The organism is Kitasatospora sp. NBC_00458 (assembly GCF_036013975.1).
Classification (GTDB): Bacteria; Actinomycetota; Actinomycetes; order Streptomycetales; family Streptomycetaceae; genus Kitasatospora.
Genome location: NZ_CP107904.1, coordinates 963,631 through 978,866, shown reverse-complemented (window position 1 = coordinate 978,866; position 15,236 = coordinate 963,631). Strand labels below are relative to the sequence as shown.

17 protein-coding genes are annotated in these 15,236 nt (G+C 72.9%); all 17 read right to left on the bottom strand.

The annotated features are described in order from the left end of the window. Positions 1-14: 14 nt before the first annotated feature. A complete protein-coding gene (locus OG550_RS03585; RefSeq protein ID WP_327674394.1) occupies positions 15-1,316 on the bottom strand; it encodes a condensation domain-containing protein in 1,302 nt (433 codons plus the stop codon). Next, positions 1,316-2,812 carry an AMP-binding protein gene (locus tag OG550_RS03580; protein WP_327674391.1) on the bottom strand — a complete coding sequence of 499 codons (1,497 nt, stop codon included), beginning with the start codon at positions 2,810-2,812 and terminating at the stop codon, positions 1,316-1,318. The genes OG550_RS03585 and OG550_RS03580 overlap by 1 nt, the downstream gene beginning before the upstream one ends. Positions 2,813-2,856: 44 nt before the next feature. Next, positions 2,857-3,132 carry a phosphopantetheine-binding protein gene (locus OG550_RS03575; RefSeq protein ID WP_327674390.1) on the bottom strand — a complete coding sequence of 92 codons (276 nt, stop codon included), beginning with the start codon at positions 3,130-3,132 and terminating at the stop codon, positions 2,857-2,859. An 80-nt stretch (positions 3,133-3,212) separates the two neighbouring features. Further along, complete coding sequence (locus OG550_RS03570) at positions 3,213-3,569, bottom strand: VOC family protein (protein WP_327674388.1); 357 nt, start codon at positions 3,567-3,569, stop codon at positions 3,213-3,215. 33 nt (positions 3,570-3,602) lie between these two features. Then, complete coding sequence (locus tag OG550_RS03565; protein WP_327674386.1) at positions 3,603-4,853, bottom strand: MFS transporter; 1,251 nt, start codon at positions 4,851-4,853, stop codon at positions 3,603-3,605. A 207-nt stretch (positions 4,854-5,060) separates the two neighbouring features. Next, a complete protein-coding gene (locus tag OG550_RS03560) occupies positions 5,061-5,789 on the bottom strand; it encodes a sulfotransferase family protein (protein WP_327674384.1) in 729 nt (242 codons plus the stop codon). Beyond that, entirely contained in the window at positions 5,786-6,874 is a 1,089-nt protein-coding gene (locus OG550_RS03555) for a M20/M25/M40 family metallo-hydrolase (RefSeq protein WP_327674382.1), read from the bottom strand. The genes OG550_RS03560 and OG550_RS03555 overlap by 4 nt, the downstream gene beginning before the upstream one ends. Continuing rightward, entirely contained in the window at positions 6,871-7,692 is an 822-nt protein-coding gene (locus OG550_RS03550) for a [LysW]-aminoadipate kinase (protein WP_327683680.1), read from the bottom strand. Before OG550_RS03550 ends, OG550_RS03555 begins: the two co-directional genes overlap by 4 nt. A 5-nt stretch (positions 7,693-7,697) precedes the next feature. After that, positions 7,698-8,708 carry an N-acetyl-gamma-glutamyl-phosphate reductase gene (gene argC, locus OG550_RS03545; protein WP_327674380.1) on the bottom strand — a complete coding sequence of 337 codons (1,011 nt, stop codon included), beginning with the start codon at positions 8,706-8,708 and terminating at the stop codon, positions 7,698-7,700. Then, positions 8,705-9,589, bottom strand: coding sequence for a RimK family alpha-L-glutamate ligase (locus tag OG550_RS03540; protein WP_327674378.1), 885 nt, complete (start codon positions 9,587-9,589; stop codon positions 8,705-8,707). The genes argC and OG550_RS03540 overlap by 4 nt, the downstream gene beginning before the upstream one ends. Beyond that, positions 9,582-9,749: a lysine biosynthesis protein LysW gene (locus OG550_RS03535; protein ID WP_327674376.1), complete on the bottom strand. Its 168-nt coding sequence runs from the start codon at positions 9,747-9,749 to the stop codon at positions 9,582-9,584. The genes OG550_RS03540 and OG550_RS03535 overlap by 8 nt, the downstream gene beginning before the upstream one ends. A 43-nt stretch (positions 9,750-9,792) precedes the next feature. Then, positions 9,793-10,833 carry a transketolase family protein gene (locus tag OG550_RS03530; RefSeq protein ID WP_327674374.1) on the bottom strand — a complete coding sequence of 347 codons (1,041 nt, stop codon included), beginning with the start codon at positions 10,831-10,833 and terminating at the stop codon, positions 9,793-9,795. Beyond that, positions 10,826-11,665 carry a transketolase gene (locus tag OG550_RS03525; RefSeq protein ID WP_327683678.1) on the bottom strand — a complete coding sequence of 280 codons (840 nt, stop codon included), beginning with the start codon at positions 11,663-11,665 and terminating at the stop codon, positions 10,826-10,828. Before OG550_RS03525 ends, OG550_RS03530 begins: the two co-directional genes overlap by 8 nt. A gap of 32 nt (positions 11,666-11,697) precedes the next feature. Further along, entirely contained in the window at positions 11,698-12,963 is a 1,266-nt protein-coding gene (locus tag OG550_RS03520; protein ID WP_327674372.1) for a DegT/DnrJ/EryC1/StrS family aminotransferase, read from the bottom strand. Beyond that, the gene (locus OG550_RS03515) at positions 12,960-14,036 is read right to left on the bottom strand and encodes a BtrH N-terminal domain-containing protein (protein ID WP_327674371.1); all 1,077 of its coding nucleotides are present in this window, start codon (positions 14,034-14,036) and stop codon (positions 12,960-12,962) included. The genes OG550_RS03520 and OG550_RS03515 overlap by 4 nt, the downstream gene beginning before the upstream one ends. Next, positions 14,023-14,613 (bottom strand): hypothetical protein, encoded by a 591-nt coding sequence (locus tag OG550_RS03510; RefSeq protein WP_327674369.1) that lies wholly within the window; start codon positions 14,611-14,613, stop codon positions 14,023-14,025. Before OG550_RS03510 ends, OG550_RS03515 begins: the two co-directional genes overlap by 14 nt. An 11-nt stretch (positions 14,614-14,624) precedes the next feature. Beyond that, positions 14,625-15,203: a GNAT family N-acetyltransferase gene (locus OG550_RS03505; RefSeq protein ID WP_327674367.1), complete on the bottom strand. Its 579-nt coding sequence runs from the start codon at positions 15,201-15,203 to the stop codon at positions 14,625-14,627. Positions 15,204-15,236: the final 33 nt, after the last annotated feature.

Sequence of the window (15,236 nt, the reverse complement as noted above, 5' to 3'; positions counted from 1 at the left end):
CCGCGGGGCGCCGCTCATGCGGTCGCGGCCAGCCGGCCGAACAGCTCGCGCACCGGCACGTCGGGGTCGTCGGAGGCCACCGACAGGGCGGTCAGCCACTGCCGCAGCGTCAGCGCCGCCTCGTCCGCGGTGAAGTGGTCCGTGGCGTAGTCGGCCCGCACGTCCCAGCCGCTGCCGTCCGCGACGACGTACTGGAGCCAGTCGAACTTCGCCGAGGCTCCCCCGACGTGCACCCGCTCGCAGCGCAGCCCCGGCAGCTCCAGCCGGCTCGGTGACTGGTCGAGGACGAGGCAGATGCGGCCCAGGTGCTCGCCGGACAGCACGCCCCGGGTGCGGGTGACGCCGCCGCCGAGCCGGGCGTAGGGCACGTTGCGGTGCCGGAGGACCTCCAGCGAGCCGCGCTTCGCGCCGGCGCACACCTCGCTGAACACGGCGTCGGACGGGACGAGGTAGCGCACCGGCAGGAGGTCGGTCAGACAGCCGAAGACGTTGTCGAGGTCCGGCGCGCCGCGCCGGGACACCGGGGTCCCGATGACGACGTCCTCACCGTTCACCGCGGCGGCGGTGAGCGCCATGCAGGTGCTCATCAGCACGTGCGGCGTGGTGCGCAGCGAGCGCGCCGCCGCGCGGACGGCGTCGCCCAGCTCGGCGGGGACGGTGGCGCGCACGCAGTCGCAGTCGGGCCCCCGTCGTGCGGCGAGCGGACGCCGCCGGGGCGGCAGGTGGGCGAGCGCGGGCGCCCCGTCCAGGAATCGGGCCCAGAACGCGAGGTCCTCCGGGGCGATCCCGGCGGCCCGGGCCCGGACGGCGTGCTCGCCGAGCGACGGTCCCGGTGGTGCGAGGTCCGCCGGTCCGCCGCCGGTCTCCTCGGTGTACAGCGCGGACAGCTCGTGGTCGAGCAGCACCAGCGAGGCGTCGTCGACGGCGACGTGGTGGATCTGCAGCAGCAGGACGTACTGGTCCGGCGCGTAGTCGTACAGGGTCAGCCTGGCCGGCGAGACGCTCAGGTCGAGCGGTCGCTGCCCGGCCCGCCGCAGTGTCCCGTGCAGGTCGCCGCCGGGCCACGGGAGGCGCTCCAGGGGCACGGTCCCGGCCGGGTCGACGCACTGCACGGGGCCGCCGTCGCCGAGCACGAAGCCGCTGCGGAGCACGGCGTGCCGCTCGACCAGCGAGGCCAGGGCGCGTTCCAGCGCCGGGACGTCGAGGGGCCCCGTGATGTGCTGCGCCCACGTCTCCAGGAACGGCGAGGGATCGCTCATGAACTGGTCGGCGATCCAGAGCGCCTCTTGCTCGAAGGTCTGCGGGAATTCGCGCATCAGACGGGGCGCCTCTCCAGAGCCTGCAGGTCGACCTTGCCGTTGTCGCGCCGCGGCAGATCGTCCACCTGCTCGAACCTGGCGGGTACGGCGTACGCGGGGAGCCTCGTGGTGAGCCTCCTGCGGACGTCCCGCGGAGCCAGCTCGGCGCCGTCGACCAGGGTGTAGACCAGCGCGATGTGCTCGACGGTGCCGCCCGCGTCGGCGCGCGCGACGGCGGCGCAGGTGCGGATCTCCGGGATCGCGGAGGCGGCGGCCTCGACGTCGCCGAGTTCGATCCGGTTCCCGCTGAGCTTGATCTGCCGGTCGCGGCGGCCGTAGTAGTGCAGGATCCCGTCCTCGTCGAACATGCCGACGTCGCCGGTCCGCAGGACGCGGTGCCGCCCGCCCGCGACCTCCAGGGTGGGGAAGCGCTCGCGGGTCAGGGTCTCGTTGTTCAGGTAGCCGAGGGCCACGCCGGAGCCGAGCGCGACGATCTCGCCGCGTTCGCCGCGCGGCGCCGGCGACCCGTCCTCGCGCAGCAGGACCACCGTCGTGCCGGGGACCGGCACGCCCACCGGGATGCCCGCGGGCGCGGCGCCGTCGGCCGGCGCCATCCGGTGCACCGTCGTCAGCATGCAGTTCTCGGCCGGACCGAAGCCGTTCCAGATCGGCAGGTCGGGGAAGCGCTCCAGGAACAGCGCGACGTGCCGGGGGGACTGCTTCTCGCCCCCGACGTAGAGGGTCCCGAGGCCGTCGAACGCGCCGGGGTCCTCGTCGACGACCAGGTTGAACAGGGAGGTCGTCAGCCAGATCGTGTCGACGCCCTCGTCGGCGACGAGGGTGCGCAGCCGGCTGGGCATCAGGTGGCTCTCGTCGACCACGACGCAGGCGCCGCCGGTGGTCAGCTGGCCCCACAGCTCGAAGGCGTACATGTCCCAGGCGGCGGGCGCGACCTGCGGGGTGACGTGGCCCGGTCCGAACCCGTCCAGCCCGCCCGGGCCGAACATCCGGGTGACCGCGCGGTGGGGTATCAGCACCCCCTTGGGGACACCGGTGCTGCCGGAGGTGAAGAACACCATCGCCGGATCGTCCAGCGCCGCCGCCACCGGTTCGAACGGGCCGCCCGGCTCGTTCGAACCGATGGCGAGCGCGGAGAGCGGGGACGGGGCGAGCGTCCGGGTGACGCCGAGGGGCTCGTCGCCGGGCCGGCCGACCACCACCGGGTCGTCGAGCTGGGCCAGGATCGACGCGATGCGGGTCGGGGGCCAGCGCGGGTCGAGGGTGGCGTACGCCGCGCCGCTCATCAGCACGCCGAGCTGGAGCGCGATCAGCTGGGCGCCGCGCGGCACCAGCAGGGGGACGACGTCCCCCGGCCGCACGCCCCAGGCGGCGAGCCGGCCCGCGAGGACCCGCGCCGCGCCGGTGAGGGTCCGGTAGTCGACGCGCTCCGCGCCCTGGACCAGGGCGAGGTCGTGGGGCGCCCGGTCGGCGCACTCGGCCACCGCGGCGTGCACGGTCCGCAGCGGTGGCGCGGTCCGCGTCCCGGTCCGGGGCCCGGTCACGCCGCACCGAGCCGGATCTGCTCGGCGAAGTCGGCCAGTTCGTCGTACTCCAGCAGCCAGGCGGGGTCGACGCGGAAGCCGAGGCGGCGCTCGATGCGGGCGCAGATGCGGATGGCGGCGAGCGAGGTGCCGCCGAAGTCGTAGAAGCTGTCGCGCCGGCCCACCAGGTCGACGTCCAGCACCTCTGCGATGACGGCGGCGACCTGCTCCTCCAGCTCGTCGGCCGGCTGCTCGTACTCGGCCTTGCACACGGTGTCACGGTTCGCGGTCACGGGATCCATACCTTTCGCGGTGGGTACGTTCGGGTCGTTCGTGGGATCGGGGCACCGGCCGGGAGTCGTCCGCCGGCCGCTCAGCGGTCGGCCAGGATGCAGAACTCGTTGCCCTCCGGGTCGGCCATCACCACCCAGCCGTCGGACTGCCGGAAGTCGGTGACGACGCTCGCACCCAGCGCGACCGCGCGTTCCACCTCGTCGTCCTGCGAGCGCCCCTCGGGCCGCATGCAGAAGTGCACCCGGTTCTTCACCGTCTTGCCGTCGGGCACGAGGATGAAGAGCACCGTGTACCCGTGCCCGTTGACGACGTAGCACTCGTCGGATCCCGGCCGCACCCCGTCCTTCGGGGTGAACTCGGCCATCTCGCACCACCATTGCGCCTGCGCGTACGGGTCACGTGCGTCGACGGTCGTGTGGGACAACATCAGGCTCATCAGGGCGCGCTCTTTCCGGGCGTTCGGGTCGTGTCAGGAGATCTGGTCGGCGGTCGCGGGCTGGACGGGTCGCTCGGCCTCGCGCAGGGCCCGGGTCGTCACCCGCGAGGCGAACACGAGGGCGGCGAGCGCCAGCCCGATGCCGCACACGACGAAGGTGCGCTCGGGTCCGAGCCAGCGTCCGAGTCCGCCGCCGAGGAGCGCGCCGACCGGTACGGCGCCGAGCACGATCAGGCGGTACCCGGCGGTGGCCCGGCCGAGGAGTTCGTCGGGGACGGCGGCCTGGCGGAGCGTGCTCACCACGATCTGGTTCAGGGCCGTGGCGATGGCGGCGAGGAACATCACGATCTCGGAGAGGACGATGTTCCCGCTGAGGCCGAGGACGACGTAGCTGGCGGCCGGCACCAGCGCGGCGAGCCAGGTGACCGGCCCGCCGCCGATGGCCGGGACCACCCTCGCCGCGATCAGCGAGCCGATCACGGCCCCCACGGCCGGCACCGCGATGAAGAGGCCGTACCAGGACTCGGCGACCCCCATGGGGCCGGTCGCCAGGAGGACGAGCAGGCCGCCGGTGGCGGAGGAGAACAGGTTGATCGAGCCGGAGATGAACGCCACCCGCCGCAGCAGCCGGTGGTTCCAGAAGTAGGACCAGCCCTCCCGGATGCTGCGGACGACCTCTCCCGGCGTGTGCTTGGAGTCGCTGGTGTCGCTCGCGGTGGGCAGCATCCGGGGGAGCGTGAGTGCGGCCAGTGCGGCGAGTGCGAAGAGCCCCGCGGTGGAGAAGAACACCAGGATCGCCGACAGCGCGAACAGGGCGGCGCCCGCCGTCGGTCCGACGAAGTTGTTGATGGCCGACTGGGTGGCGAACAGGCGCCCGTTGGCCCGCTCCAGCTGGCTGCGCTCGACCAGGCGCGGCGGGACCGTCAGGGCCGCGTTGTCCACCAGGGTCTCCGCCGTGCCGGCGAGGAACACCGCGAGGTAGAGGACCACGATGCTGCGCAGGTCGGCCACGAGCGTCAGGACGAGCAGGGCGAAGCCGACGGCGCGGATGGCGTTGCCCCACACCATGATGAGGCGCCGGTCGATGCGGTCGGCGAGCGCTCCGGCCGGCAGGGTGAAGATCACCCAGGGCAGGAACTGGGCCACCGTCATCCCCGAGACCAGCATCGGGTCCCGGGTCATCGTCACCACGAGGAGCGGTACAGCCGCCAGCACCAAGCCGTCGCCCAGGTTCGACAACCCCTGCGACAACCACAGCTTGGTGAAGCTACGGCCTAACGTCATGTCCGCTCCTCCGTCGTTCTTCCACGTACGCGTCGTCCTGTGTGGTCGGGCACCGTTCGACGGTGCACCGAAGCCGGCTGACACCTGGGGCCGTCGGGTCGGTCCGGGCCGGGGCCGTCGTGATCCGGCACTGATGACAACCTAATGTCCTGGGCCGTACGTCGCTCGGAGGTTGTCATGATTGGGTCGGACCGGCCGGACGGCGGGTCAGGAGCCACCCCGGCCCAGTGCCGCCGTGATCCGCTCGTAGTAGGGCAGCTGGTCCCGCTCGAACTCAAGGGCGGTCCGTTCGAGGCCTTCCGGCAGTTGCTTCCTCCCGGTGGGGGAGGAGCCCAGGGCGTTCGACTCGCCGGCGGCGGCGTGCCAGCGTTCGGTGGTCTTCCAACTGGCCGGCGGCTCCTGCCTGAAGGCCAGCGCCTCGGCGACGAAGTCGATCCCCATGGCCGCGCAGTACCGGCGCATCTCGGTCCCGGGGTCGCCGACCAGCCGGTCGCCGTCGACGAGGTGCATCGGCAGCCCCGCGGACGTCACCGTCGAGACGATGTCCCACAGGTGCCCGAACCCCATGGCCGAGGACGTGGCGTCGGACTGCATCACGAGGTGCGAGCGCACGGTGTCGCGGGGGTTGCGGACCATCGCGGCGTGCCGGCAGCGCCGCAGGAAGTCCGGGTTCGCACCGAGCCGGTCGAAGCGGAAGTCGGTGGTGTCCTTGAAGAACACCGGCCGGTCGGCCGCCGTGTCGACGAGGGCGGCCATCACCTCCTCCTGGCTGCGGCACGTACGGCCGGCGACCTCCGCCTCGCCGAAGTCGCACACCCGCGAGAACGGCTCGTGCAGCACCAGGAAGTCGCCGCGCTCGTACATCGCGCGTTCGAACGCGGTCGACCGCGACCGCGGAACGCACCACAGGGCCAGCAGACTCGGCTGTTCCGTCATGACGCTGCCTCCGGGAGGGTCTTGTCCAGTTCGCGCAGGGCGGCCCGCAGGACGCGGACGCCGTCGAGGTACTCCTGGATCAGGATGTGCTCGGTGTCGGTGTGGTCCTGGTGGCAGTCCCCGGGCCCGTAGGTGGCCATCGGCACCTTCCAGGTCCTGCTCAGGGTGTTCATGTCGCTCGTGCCGGTCTTCAGCTTGTGGCTGGGCCTGAGCCCCTCGCCCGCGATGGCGCGGGACAGCGCACGCACGCACGGGGAGGTCCGCGGGACCACCACGGGGGGCACGTCGTACACCGCCGACACCTCGACCGGCTCGCCGAGGACCGTCGAGACCTCGCGCAGCAGTTCCTCGGCCGAGGTGCCCGGAGGGGTCCGGAACACCAGCGAGCACGAACTCGAGAACGGCTCGAACACGCCGTCCCTGACGATCATGCCGACCTCCCCGAAACCGTCGTTCCCCCGCGCCCCGTACCTCTCGAAGAGCCGGCCGAGGGCGCGCACCAGGATCTCGCTGGACTTCGGCCCGGGGGTCGCGGTGTGCTCGCGCGGGACCTCGCAGCGCACCCCGAGCTCGACCATCCCCTTGTAGCCGATGGTCACCGACGAGGCCCCGCTCGGCTCGCCCACGATCACGGCGTCGGGGACGGGCACGCTCGTGCGGACGTGCTCGGCGCCCCGCGACCAGAGCGTCTCCTCCTCGACCACGCCCACCCAGTGGATGCGCAGGCCGAGATGACGGCTGGTGAGCGCCGCGACGAGCATCGCCGTCAACGGCCCCTTGGCGTCGACCGCCCCCCGGCCGCGCACCAGGCTCTCGCCGTGCTCGAACGGGACCTCGCCCGGCACGGTGTCCAGGTGGCTGAGCAGCATGACCGTGCGCGTTCCGCGCCCGACCGTGACGTGCACGTTCCCCACGTCGTCCAGACGGCTCTGCGCGCCGAACCCGGCCGCGACGTCCCGCAGCCGCTCCGCCAGCCGCCGCTCGCTGCCGGAGACGGACGGGACCGCCACCACCTCGGCGAGCAGGGCGACGGCGTCAGCGTCGGTCAGCTCTCCTGCTTGGGTACTGAGTTGGCGAATCGTCACGGTGACCCATGGCCCCTTCCGATGAGGGTTCCGCTCCCTCGTAGAGCTTCTGTGATGGGCGAGTCCACCCGGCCGTCGCAGACCTGGACCGCCCGGGCGCCCTTGCCCAGCGCCTCCACCGCCGCGGCGACCTTCATCCGCATGCCGCCGCTCAGCCCGGGGACCAGGCCCTTGGCGTCGTCCCGGCTCAGCGAGGCGATGGTGGACCCGGGATCGTCGCGGTCGGCGAGCACGCCCGGCGTGTCCGTGAAGAGCAGCAGCCGGTCGGCCCGCCAGGCCGCCGCGATCGCGCAGGCCATCCGGTCCGCGTCGACGTTGGTGGCCTGCCCGTCGGCCGTCATGCCCGGCGGGCACACGACGGGGACCATGCCGCACGCGTGCAGGGCGTCCAGGACGGTCGTGTCCACACCGACGACACGGCCGGCGAAGTTGTCGCGCACCACCCGGACGCTGTCGCCGAACACCGCGCGGATCGCCGTCTTGCGCTCCGTGCGGACCAGCCCCCCGTCCATGCCCGACAGTCCCACGGCCGTGACGCCGCGGGCCCCCAGCTCCGAGACGATCCGGGCCTGGGTCCGCCCCCGCATCGCCATCATGAGCGCGCCGAGGGTCGCCGCGTCGGTGTACCGCGTCACCATGCCGTCCGGTGACCGCAGGGTGCGGCGCGGCAGGCCGAGTTCCCCGATCGTGTCGTCGATGTCCCGGGACCCGCCGTGCACCACCACGATGCGGTGGTCGCGCCACAGGGCCGCGAGGTCGTCGGCGATCGCGCCGCTGTTCTCCTGGAGGCTGCCGCCCCACTTCACCACGATCCTCATCGCGGTCACACCGGGTGCAGACCGGGAAAGGTCAGTCCGCACGTCTCCGGCAGACCGAGCATGAGGTTCATGCACTGCACCGCGCCACCCGCGGCCCCCTTGACGAGGTTGTCGAGGCTCCCCATCACGAGCGCCCTGCCGCGGTTGTCCGCGACGACGCCGACGTCGCAGAAGTTCGAACCGAGCAGGACCTTCGGGTCCGGGTAGCGGTACGTCCCGCGCGGGCTGTTCACCAGGCGGACGAACGGCTCCGCACCGTAGTCCTCCCGGTACATGGCGAGCAGCTCCCGCTCGCCCACCTCCCCGACGGCCACCTTCGCCAGCGTCTGCACGCCGCGGACCTGCGGCGTCGCGGTGACCGTCATCGACACGTCCACCCGGAGGGCCTCGGACACCTCGGCCTCGTGGCGGTGGTCGAACGGCGCGAACACCCGCATCACCCCGCTGCGCAGCGCGTGGGAGTTGGCGTCGCCGCTGGAGGCGCCGGAGCCGCTGCTCCCGGTCCGCGCGTCGACCTGCACGTCCCGGAGCAGCCCCCGGGACGCGAGCGGCGCCAGGCTCAGGATCGCGCTGGTCGCCATGCAGCCGGGGACGGCGACCCGGCTCGCGTCGACGATCTGCTTGCGGTGCAGCTCCGGCAGCCCGCGGACGAACGCCTCGGCGTGCGCCCCGTCACGGCTCCAGCCGTAGTAGCGCTCCATCAGCGCGGCGTCCCGGATCCGGAAGTCGGCGGTCAGGTCGACGATCTTCGGCGCGAGCGCCGCCACCTCGTCGACGATCTCCGCCGTGGACCCGTGGACGCCGGCCAGGAAGACGAGGTCGACCGGCTCCAGGTCCGCCCGCCGGCTGTACCGCAGTCCGCTCCCGCGCAGCGGCGGGTGCGCGGTCTCCACGGCACGGCCGGCGTTGGTGTCGGAGGTCACGGCGGTGACCTCCACCCCGGGGTGGTGGACGAGCAGGCGGAGGAGCTCACCCCCCACGAAACCCCTGCCGCCCACCACTGCGATGCGCTTCATACCGGTTCCCTCACCTCACTCGGCTCGGCCGTACAGGCCTCGACGATCCGGGCGGCGACGTCGACACCCGTCGCACGCTCGAACCCCTGGAATTCGACGCGGGAGTTCACCTCCAGCACCGTGTAGCCGCCGTCCGCACGCCGGACCAGGTCCACCCCGGCGATCGTCGCGCCCACGGCGGCGGCCGCCCGGACGCACAGCCGGTCGACCTCCTCGTCCGGCGGGAGCGGCTCCACCGTCGCGCCCCTGGCCACGTTGTTGCGCCAGTCACCGCTCGACCGGACGACGGCGCCCAGACAGACGCCGCCGACCACGATCCCCCGGATGTCCGGCGAGCCCGGCCGGACCGCCTCCTGGACGATCACCGTGCGCGCGACCGCCGACGGCAGCGCGGCGCAGTGCTCCAGGACGGCGTCCGCCGCGTACCGGTCGGTGATCAGGCTGACCCGGTTGCCCCAGGACGAACTCAGGGGCTTGATCACGGCCGGGTAGCCGATCGACTCGACCGCCTCCAGGCCGGTCTCCGGGGTCGGCGCCAGCAGGGTCGTCGGCGTCGGGATCCCGTGCTCCGTCAACCGCAGGTAGGTGGACCACTTGTTGCCGCACACCCGGGTCGCCGCGGCGCCGTTCAGCGGCCGGGCACCGAACGCCTCCAGCGACTCGGCGGTGAGCGCCGCACGCTGGCTGGAGATCTCACGGTTGAGGACCGTCAGCCCCCGCAGCCCCTCGGTGTCCCCCGGTGCGAACGACATGGCGCGGGGGTCCAGCCGGACGGCCGGGACGCCGCGGCGCTCCAGCTCCGACAGCAGCCGCCGCTCCTCGAACCGGACGGTCGACAGGAGGATCCCGAGGGGTGCCGGCGTCCTCCCCGGATCATTCACCCCAGTCCTCTTCGGGCTCGGGGGCGAGGGCCAGCTCCAGCGGGTCGGTGGACTGGATCTCCAGCTCCGCCGCACACCCCGGGCAGCTCACGATCTCGCCCTGGTAGCCGTCCTCCGGTATCAGCAGCGGGCCGTCGCAGCTGACGCACTTCGTTTCCATGGCCGTGTGTCCTCTCTCGATCACTTCGGGTGGGTGACGGACCTCAGCACGTGACGAACTCCAGCACGTGGCGAAGTACGGATTCGGTGGTGAGGCCACTGGCCTCCAGCAGGGAGCCGTGGCCGTCGGGCGGGAGGAAGCCGGTCACGCCGATCGGGAGCCACGGGATCCCGCGGGCCCCGGCCGCGGCCGCGACCTGCGCGCCCATGCCGCCGGACGTCCACGCCTCCTCCAGCGTGACCATCCACCGGCACTCGGCGGCGATCACCCGGCCGACGGCGCCCGCGGACTCCGGGTCGACGGTGTGGACGTTGACGACCTGCGCGCCGTACCCCGCGTCGGCGAGCCCCCGCGCGACCTCCAGGGCCGTGGCCAGCATCTCCGGCCCGGTGGCGACCAGGGCGATGTCACGCCCGGCGCGGACCACCTGGGGGACGCCGAGCTCCGGTTCGGGCAGTCCCGCGAAGACCGGCGAGGCCTTGCGGCCGAGCCGCAGGTAGGTCGGCCCGTCGTACTCCAGGCACTGCTCCAGCAGGGAGACCGCCTGGCGCGCGTCGGCCGGGACGACCACCCGCATGTTCGGCAGCGCGTTCATCAGCGCCAGGTCCTCGGTGGCGTGGTGGGTCGGCCCCAGCCAGCCCCCGCTGGCGCCGCCGTGCGTGCCGACGATGCACACGCGCCGCCGCGGGTAGGCGACGTCGAGTTTGATGAACTCGAACGCCCGGCTCACCGAGAAGGCGGCGAACGTGCAGACCAGGGCGCGCCGCCCGCAGTGCTCCGCGCCCGCGGCGAACCCGATGGCCGCGTTCTCCGCGATGCCGACGTTGAGGTAGTCCATCCCGGGCGTCGCCTTGATGCTCCCGGTGTCGGTGTCCACCACCAGCACGTTGTGGCGCACCGCGAGTTCCGGCAGGGCGTCGGTGAAGGCCGCCCTGGTGCTCACCCGCTCCGGCTCGACCACCGGCCAGGGCGGCCCGCCGTCCGCCGCCGGGCCGGCCTCCGGCACCGCCGCCCGGTCGGCCTCCAGCACCGCCGACGCGGTCTCCGACACGGTCTCCGACAGGGTCGACTCGGTCTCAGGCATGCTCGGGAACCCCCTTGGTGGCCGCGGGAGGCACCGCGGGGCCCATGCTGGCCCTGACGCGCGCCCGCTTCCGCTCGGTGTCGAGGAGGACGAAGTGGGAGGCGGCCCGGCCCGCGAGCGCGCCCACGCCCTTCCCCTTGACCGTGCGGCAGACCACCGCCGTCGGCCCCTTCGTACGGGCCGCCTCGTCGAGGACCGCGCAGAGCGCCGCCAGGTCGTGCCCGTCCACCTCGACGGTGCGCCAGCCGAAGCCGGCCCAGCGGTCGGCGACCGGCGCGCCGTCGCTCACCTCGCGCACCGCCCCCGTCTGCTGGAAGTCGTTGACGTCGATCACCGCCACGAGGTTGTCGGCGCCCACGGCGCGGCTCACCTGGGCCGCCTCCCACACCGTCCCCTCCTGCAGCTCGCCGTCACCGAGGAGCACGAAGGTGTTCGCGGGGGACCCGCCGGCCTGCCGCTGCGCCCACGAGGTGCCGTTCGCCAGCGCGAGTCCGTGGCCGAGCGAGCCGGTGGCGAACTCGACCCCGGGGACGGCGACGTTGCCGTGCGTGGCCAGTCTGCTCCCCGGCCGGCAGAAGGTGCCGACCTCCTCGCGGCCGATGAAGTCCCGTTCGGCGAGCGTGGCGTAGAGGGCCATCGCCGCGTGGCCCTTGCTCAGGACGAAGACGTCCCGCTGCTTCCACTCGGGGTCGTCGGAGTCGATGTTCATCGTGTGGAAGAAGAGCGCGACCAGGATCTCGACGGCGGACATCGAGCCGCCCAGGTGGCCGCCCTCGGGACCGGAGCACATGTCCACGATGTGCTCGCGGACGGCCCGGGCGCGGACCTCCAGCTGCGCGACCGTCGGCCGGTGCTCGGGCCTGCTCAGCGGACCGCACCTTCCGCGAGTCCCTGCAGGACCTTCGGCTGCGACCAGACCTTCTCGACGGCGTCGGCGAAGCTCTGCAGCAACGGCCCCGCGTCCGGCGGGAGGTGGCGCTGCTGGAGGGTGAAGCTCCGGTCGACGACGTCCTGGGTCACCGGCCACGACGCGGGCGTCTGGTGGCACAGGGCGCGCAGCGCCGGCTGCTCCGGGAGCGGCATCATCTGGTACCTGGTCGCCGGCATTCCCTCGGCCCGCAGGGCCCGCATCAGCAGGTTCCGCGCCGCCCCCGTCTCCACGCCCGGGAGGAGCCGCTCGAAGTCGACGGCGAAGCGCAGGATGTGCCACGCGTGCTCGTAGCCGTCCGGCTCCGACGGACAGATCAGGCCGTCCAGGTGGCGCAGCCGCGACAGGAAGGCCTCGACGTTGGCGCGCCGGGCCGCGTGGTACTCGTCGAACCGCTCCAACTGGCTCACGGTGTAGGCCGCCTGGACGTTGTTCAGCTTCGCGTTGAAGCCCAGCCGGTGGCTCACGTAGCGCCGCGGGCGGTCCGCGCGGATCGTCTCCCCGAACTGCCGCAGCTGGACGATCCGGTCGGCGACGCGCTCGTCGTCGGTCACCACCAGGCCGCCCTCCCCGCAGGTGGGGAGGTTCTTCGTCATCTGCAGGCTGAACGTGGCCGTGTTGCCGGACGCCCCGGACGGGACGCCCCGGTAGCGGGCGCCCTGCGCCTGCGCGGCGTCCTCGATCACCACGCAGCCGTGCCGGCGCGCCACCTCGCCGATCGCGGCCAGGTCGGCGCTGAGCCCGTGCAGGTGGACCGGGACGACGGCCTTGGTCCGCTCGGTGATCTCGGCGGCGAGGCTCTCCGCGGTCATCGTGTAGGTGACCGGGTGGACGTCGGCGTACACCGGGGTCGCCCCGACGTGCACCACCGCCATCGCCGTCGCGACGAAGGTCAGCGCGGGGACCACGACCTCGTCGCCGGGGCCCACGCCGTGCGCGAGGAGCGCCAGTTCGATGGCCGTCGTCCCGTTGCTCACGCCGACGCAGTGCCGCACGCCCAGGTAGTCGGCCCAGGACCGCTCCAGCCGTTCGACCGCGGTCACCCCGTTCGTCCGGTCGGAGACGAGGAGGTTCGAGTCCAGCACCGACAGCACCGCCGCGCGGTCCGCGTCCGTCGTCCTCGGCCAGTCCACCGGCGCGAGCGACCCCAGTACGGGCTCGCCCCCGGCGAGCGCCAGCTCGCCCCAAGACCCGCCACTCATGAGACGTCCGTCCAATCCTTCGACAGGGCGAGCTGCCAGTCGACAGCCAGCTGCTCGTACGCGTGCACCAGCTCGGCGCCGCGGCGCGGTATGAGGTCCGTGATCCCGGCGGTGACCGCCGCGTGCGCGCTGAGCAGCCGCACGTTCGACCAGGCCGACACGACCCGGTCCGCCGAGGCGGCCACCTCCGGCAGGTGGTCCTGCCCCGACCGGTGCGCGAACTCCTGGACGAGCCGGCCGTGCAGGAACGCCTGCGCCTGCATCGCCCAGCCGAAGGTGTAGGCGCTGCGGAGGTCCGCGGGGTCGCCGCCGCCCTCCTGGAGCCGCTCGACGAAGCGCCGCAGCCCGCTCCGGCCGGTCCACACGCGGTCCGACGCCTCGGCCGTGCCGTCGGTCCAGCGGTCGAGGTTGCCGCGGAGCGCCCGGGCGACCAGGTCGGCCGTGAGCCCGCCCGGCCGGGACCCCACCTTCGTCGTCAGCACCCGGCCGCCGATCTCCCGGCTGGAGAAGAAGACGTCCTGGGTGTCGGACGGATTGCCGGACGTCCAGGCGGCCACCAGGTGCTCGGCGGCCAACCATCCCTGGAAGGCGGGCGGTTGGGCGTCGGAGACGTAGAACTCGACGGCGCCGTCCGCGGTCCGGCGCCAGGCCGGCACCACCACCAGGTGGGCCGCGTGCACGTCGTGGAAGGCCGGGCGGAACGGGAGGTGGTAGTTGTCCACCGCCACGATGACGCCGGCGTGGGTCTCGATCAGCCCGATCAGGTCGTCCGCGTCCGCGCCGGTCGTCCAGGCGGACTCCACGTCGTGGTACGGGCACAGGTCGGCCGCCACGCCCAGGCCGCTCTGCGCGGGGCGGTAGAACTCCTCGGCCATGACGTCGTCCGGCGCGAACGCGAACTCGCAGGCGAGGCCGAGCACCTCGACGGGCCGCAGGCCGTGCTCCATCAGGATGCTGCCCAGGGTGGTCTGCAGACAGCTCAACGGGTCCTCGTACCACTGGGGGTAGGTGCCGGGGGCACCGTCCCACCGGGCCGCGCGCGCCGGCGCGCCGCTCGTACTACCTGAGTTCACGGCTGGCTCCCTGTATCTGCGGATCGCCGTCGGAGCCGGCGTTCACCTGCCGGCCGACGAGCGTCATGGCGAAGAGATGGACGGCCGGGTTCCTGGGCAACGACAGGGCGCCGAGCGGCTTGCGCGTCGTGATCGGCAGGCGCTGGCACCAGAGCGTGATTCCGATGCGCTCCTGGACGTGGTGCGGGTAGTGGATGACGTCGGTGCGCAGCGCGAGCTCCTCACCGAAGCCCGACCGGCCCTCCCACAGGTCGGAGAGCGCGAAGTGGTCCCGGTCCACGGTGCCGTCGGAGAAGTGCCAGGTGACGACGTCCCTGACGCGGCGCTCGCCGCAGCCGATGACGTAGAGCCAGTCCCACCGCCGCTCCGGGACCTCGATCCGCTGGCCCGCACAGAGGACGTTGTCCGGGCCGTGCCCGTCGAGCCGGGCGCTGCGCAGCGGGACGTCGTCCACGAGGAGCTCCAGGGGCGCGGGCTGCGCCGGGAGCGAGTTGCGCCACACGTTCAGTCGACCGTCGGCGAGGTTCTCCGGGGTGGTCGCCGCCTGGTTGTTCAGAAAGGGTTCGAGCTCAAGCACTCGGTGAACAGTCAACGGAGATCCTTCCGTACCAATGCCCTGTGCTGCAACCGGGGTTCGACGACGGTGAAGCCACAGGACTCGAAGGTGGTCACCCTGCCGTGGAAGCTTCCGCGTTCGACTTCCGCCGCGGGGTTCCGGTCGTCCTCGGGATAGGCCTCGATGATTTCTGCTTTCTCGTCCCGCGCCCAGTCCACCGCCCGGTCGACGAGCACCCGGACGAGTCCCTGGTGGCGGTGCTCGCGCGCCAGGTACAGGCACACGATGGACCAGATCCGTTCCGGGTCGTCGCCCGGGACGAGTTTCGCCGCGCGGGACCCCCGCAGCCTCGGGAAGCCGAGCCGGGGGCCGACTCCGATCCAGCCGACGGGAACGCCGTCGACCGTGCCGATGACGCCCACCCGTTCGCCGGCCTCGACCAGGTCGCGGAGCCGGTCCCTGCGTGCCGCGGAGCCGCAGGAGGAGCGTTCCTTGGCCGTCATCCGGAAGTACGTGCACCAGCAGTTCTCGACGAGCCCTTTCGGCTCGAAGAAAGCACCGACCGTGGGCCAGTCGTCCGGTCCGACGACCGTGGTGACGAAATCGCTCATCCGAATTGCCTTCCGCGTGGTGAATCCTCGGCC

What these genes read in the sequence shown, in the direction of transcription:
- OG550_RS03585 (WP_327674394.1), bottom strand. Translation starts at nt 1,316, where the DNA reads ATGCGCGAATTCCCGCAGACCTTCGAGCAAGAGGCGCTCTGGATCGCC.
- OG550_RS03570 (WP_327674388.1), bottom strand. Translation starts at nt 3,569, where the DNA reads ATGAGCCTGATGTTGTCCCACACGACCGTCGACGCACGTGACCCGTAC.
- OG550_RS03565 (WP_327674386.1), bottom strand. Translation starts at nt 4,853, where the DNA reads ATGACGTTAGGCCGTAGCTTCACCAAGCTGTGGTTGTCGCAGGGGTTG.
- OG550_RS03560 (WP_327674384.1), bottom strand. Translation starts at nt 5,789, where the DNA reads ATGACGGAACAGCCGAGTCTGCTGGCCCTGTGGTGCGTTCCGCGGTCG.
- OG550_RS03550 (WP_327683680.1), bottom strand. Translation starts at nt 7,692, where the DNA reads ATGAGGATCGTGGTGAAGTGGGGCGGCAGCCTCCAGGAGAACAGCGGC.
- argC (WP_327674380.1), bottom strand. Translation starts at nt 8,708, where the DNA reads ATGAAGCGCATCGCAGTGGTGGGCGGCAGGGGTTTCGTGGGGGGTGAG.
- OG550_RS03535 (WP_327674376.1), bottom strand. Translation starts at nt 9,749, where the DNA reads ATGGAAACGAAGTGCGTCAGCTGCGACGGCCCGCTGCTGATACCGGAG.
- OG550_RS03530 (WP_327674374.1), bottom strand. Translation starts at nt 10,833, where the DNA reads ATGCCTGAGACCGAGTCGACCCTGTCGGAGACCGTGTCGGAGACCGCG.
- OG550_RS03520 (WP_327674372.1), bottom strand. Translation starts at nt 12,963, where the DNA reads ATGAGTGGCGGGTCTTGGGGCGAGCTGGCGCTCGCCGGGGGCGAGCCC.
- OG550_RS03505 (WP_327674367.1), bottom strand. Translation starts at nt 15,203, where the DNA reads ATGAGCGATTTCGTCACCACGGTCGTCGGACCGGACGACTGGCCCACG.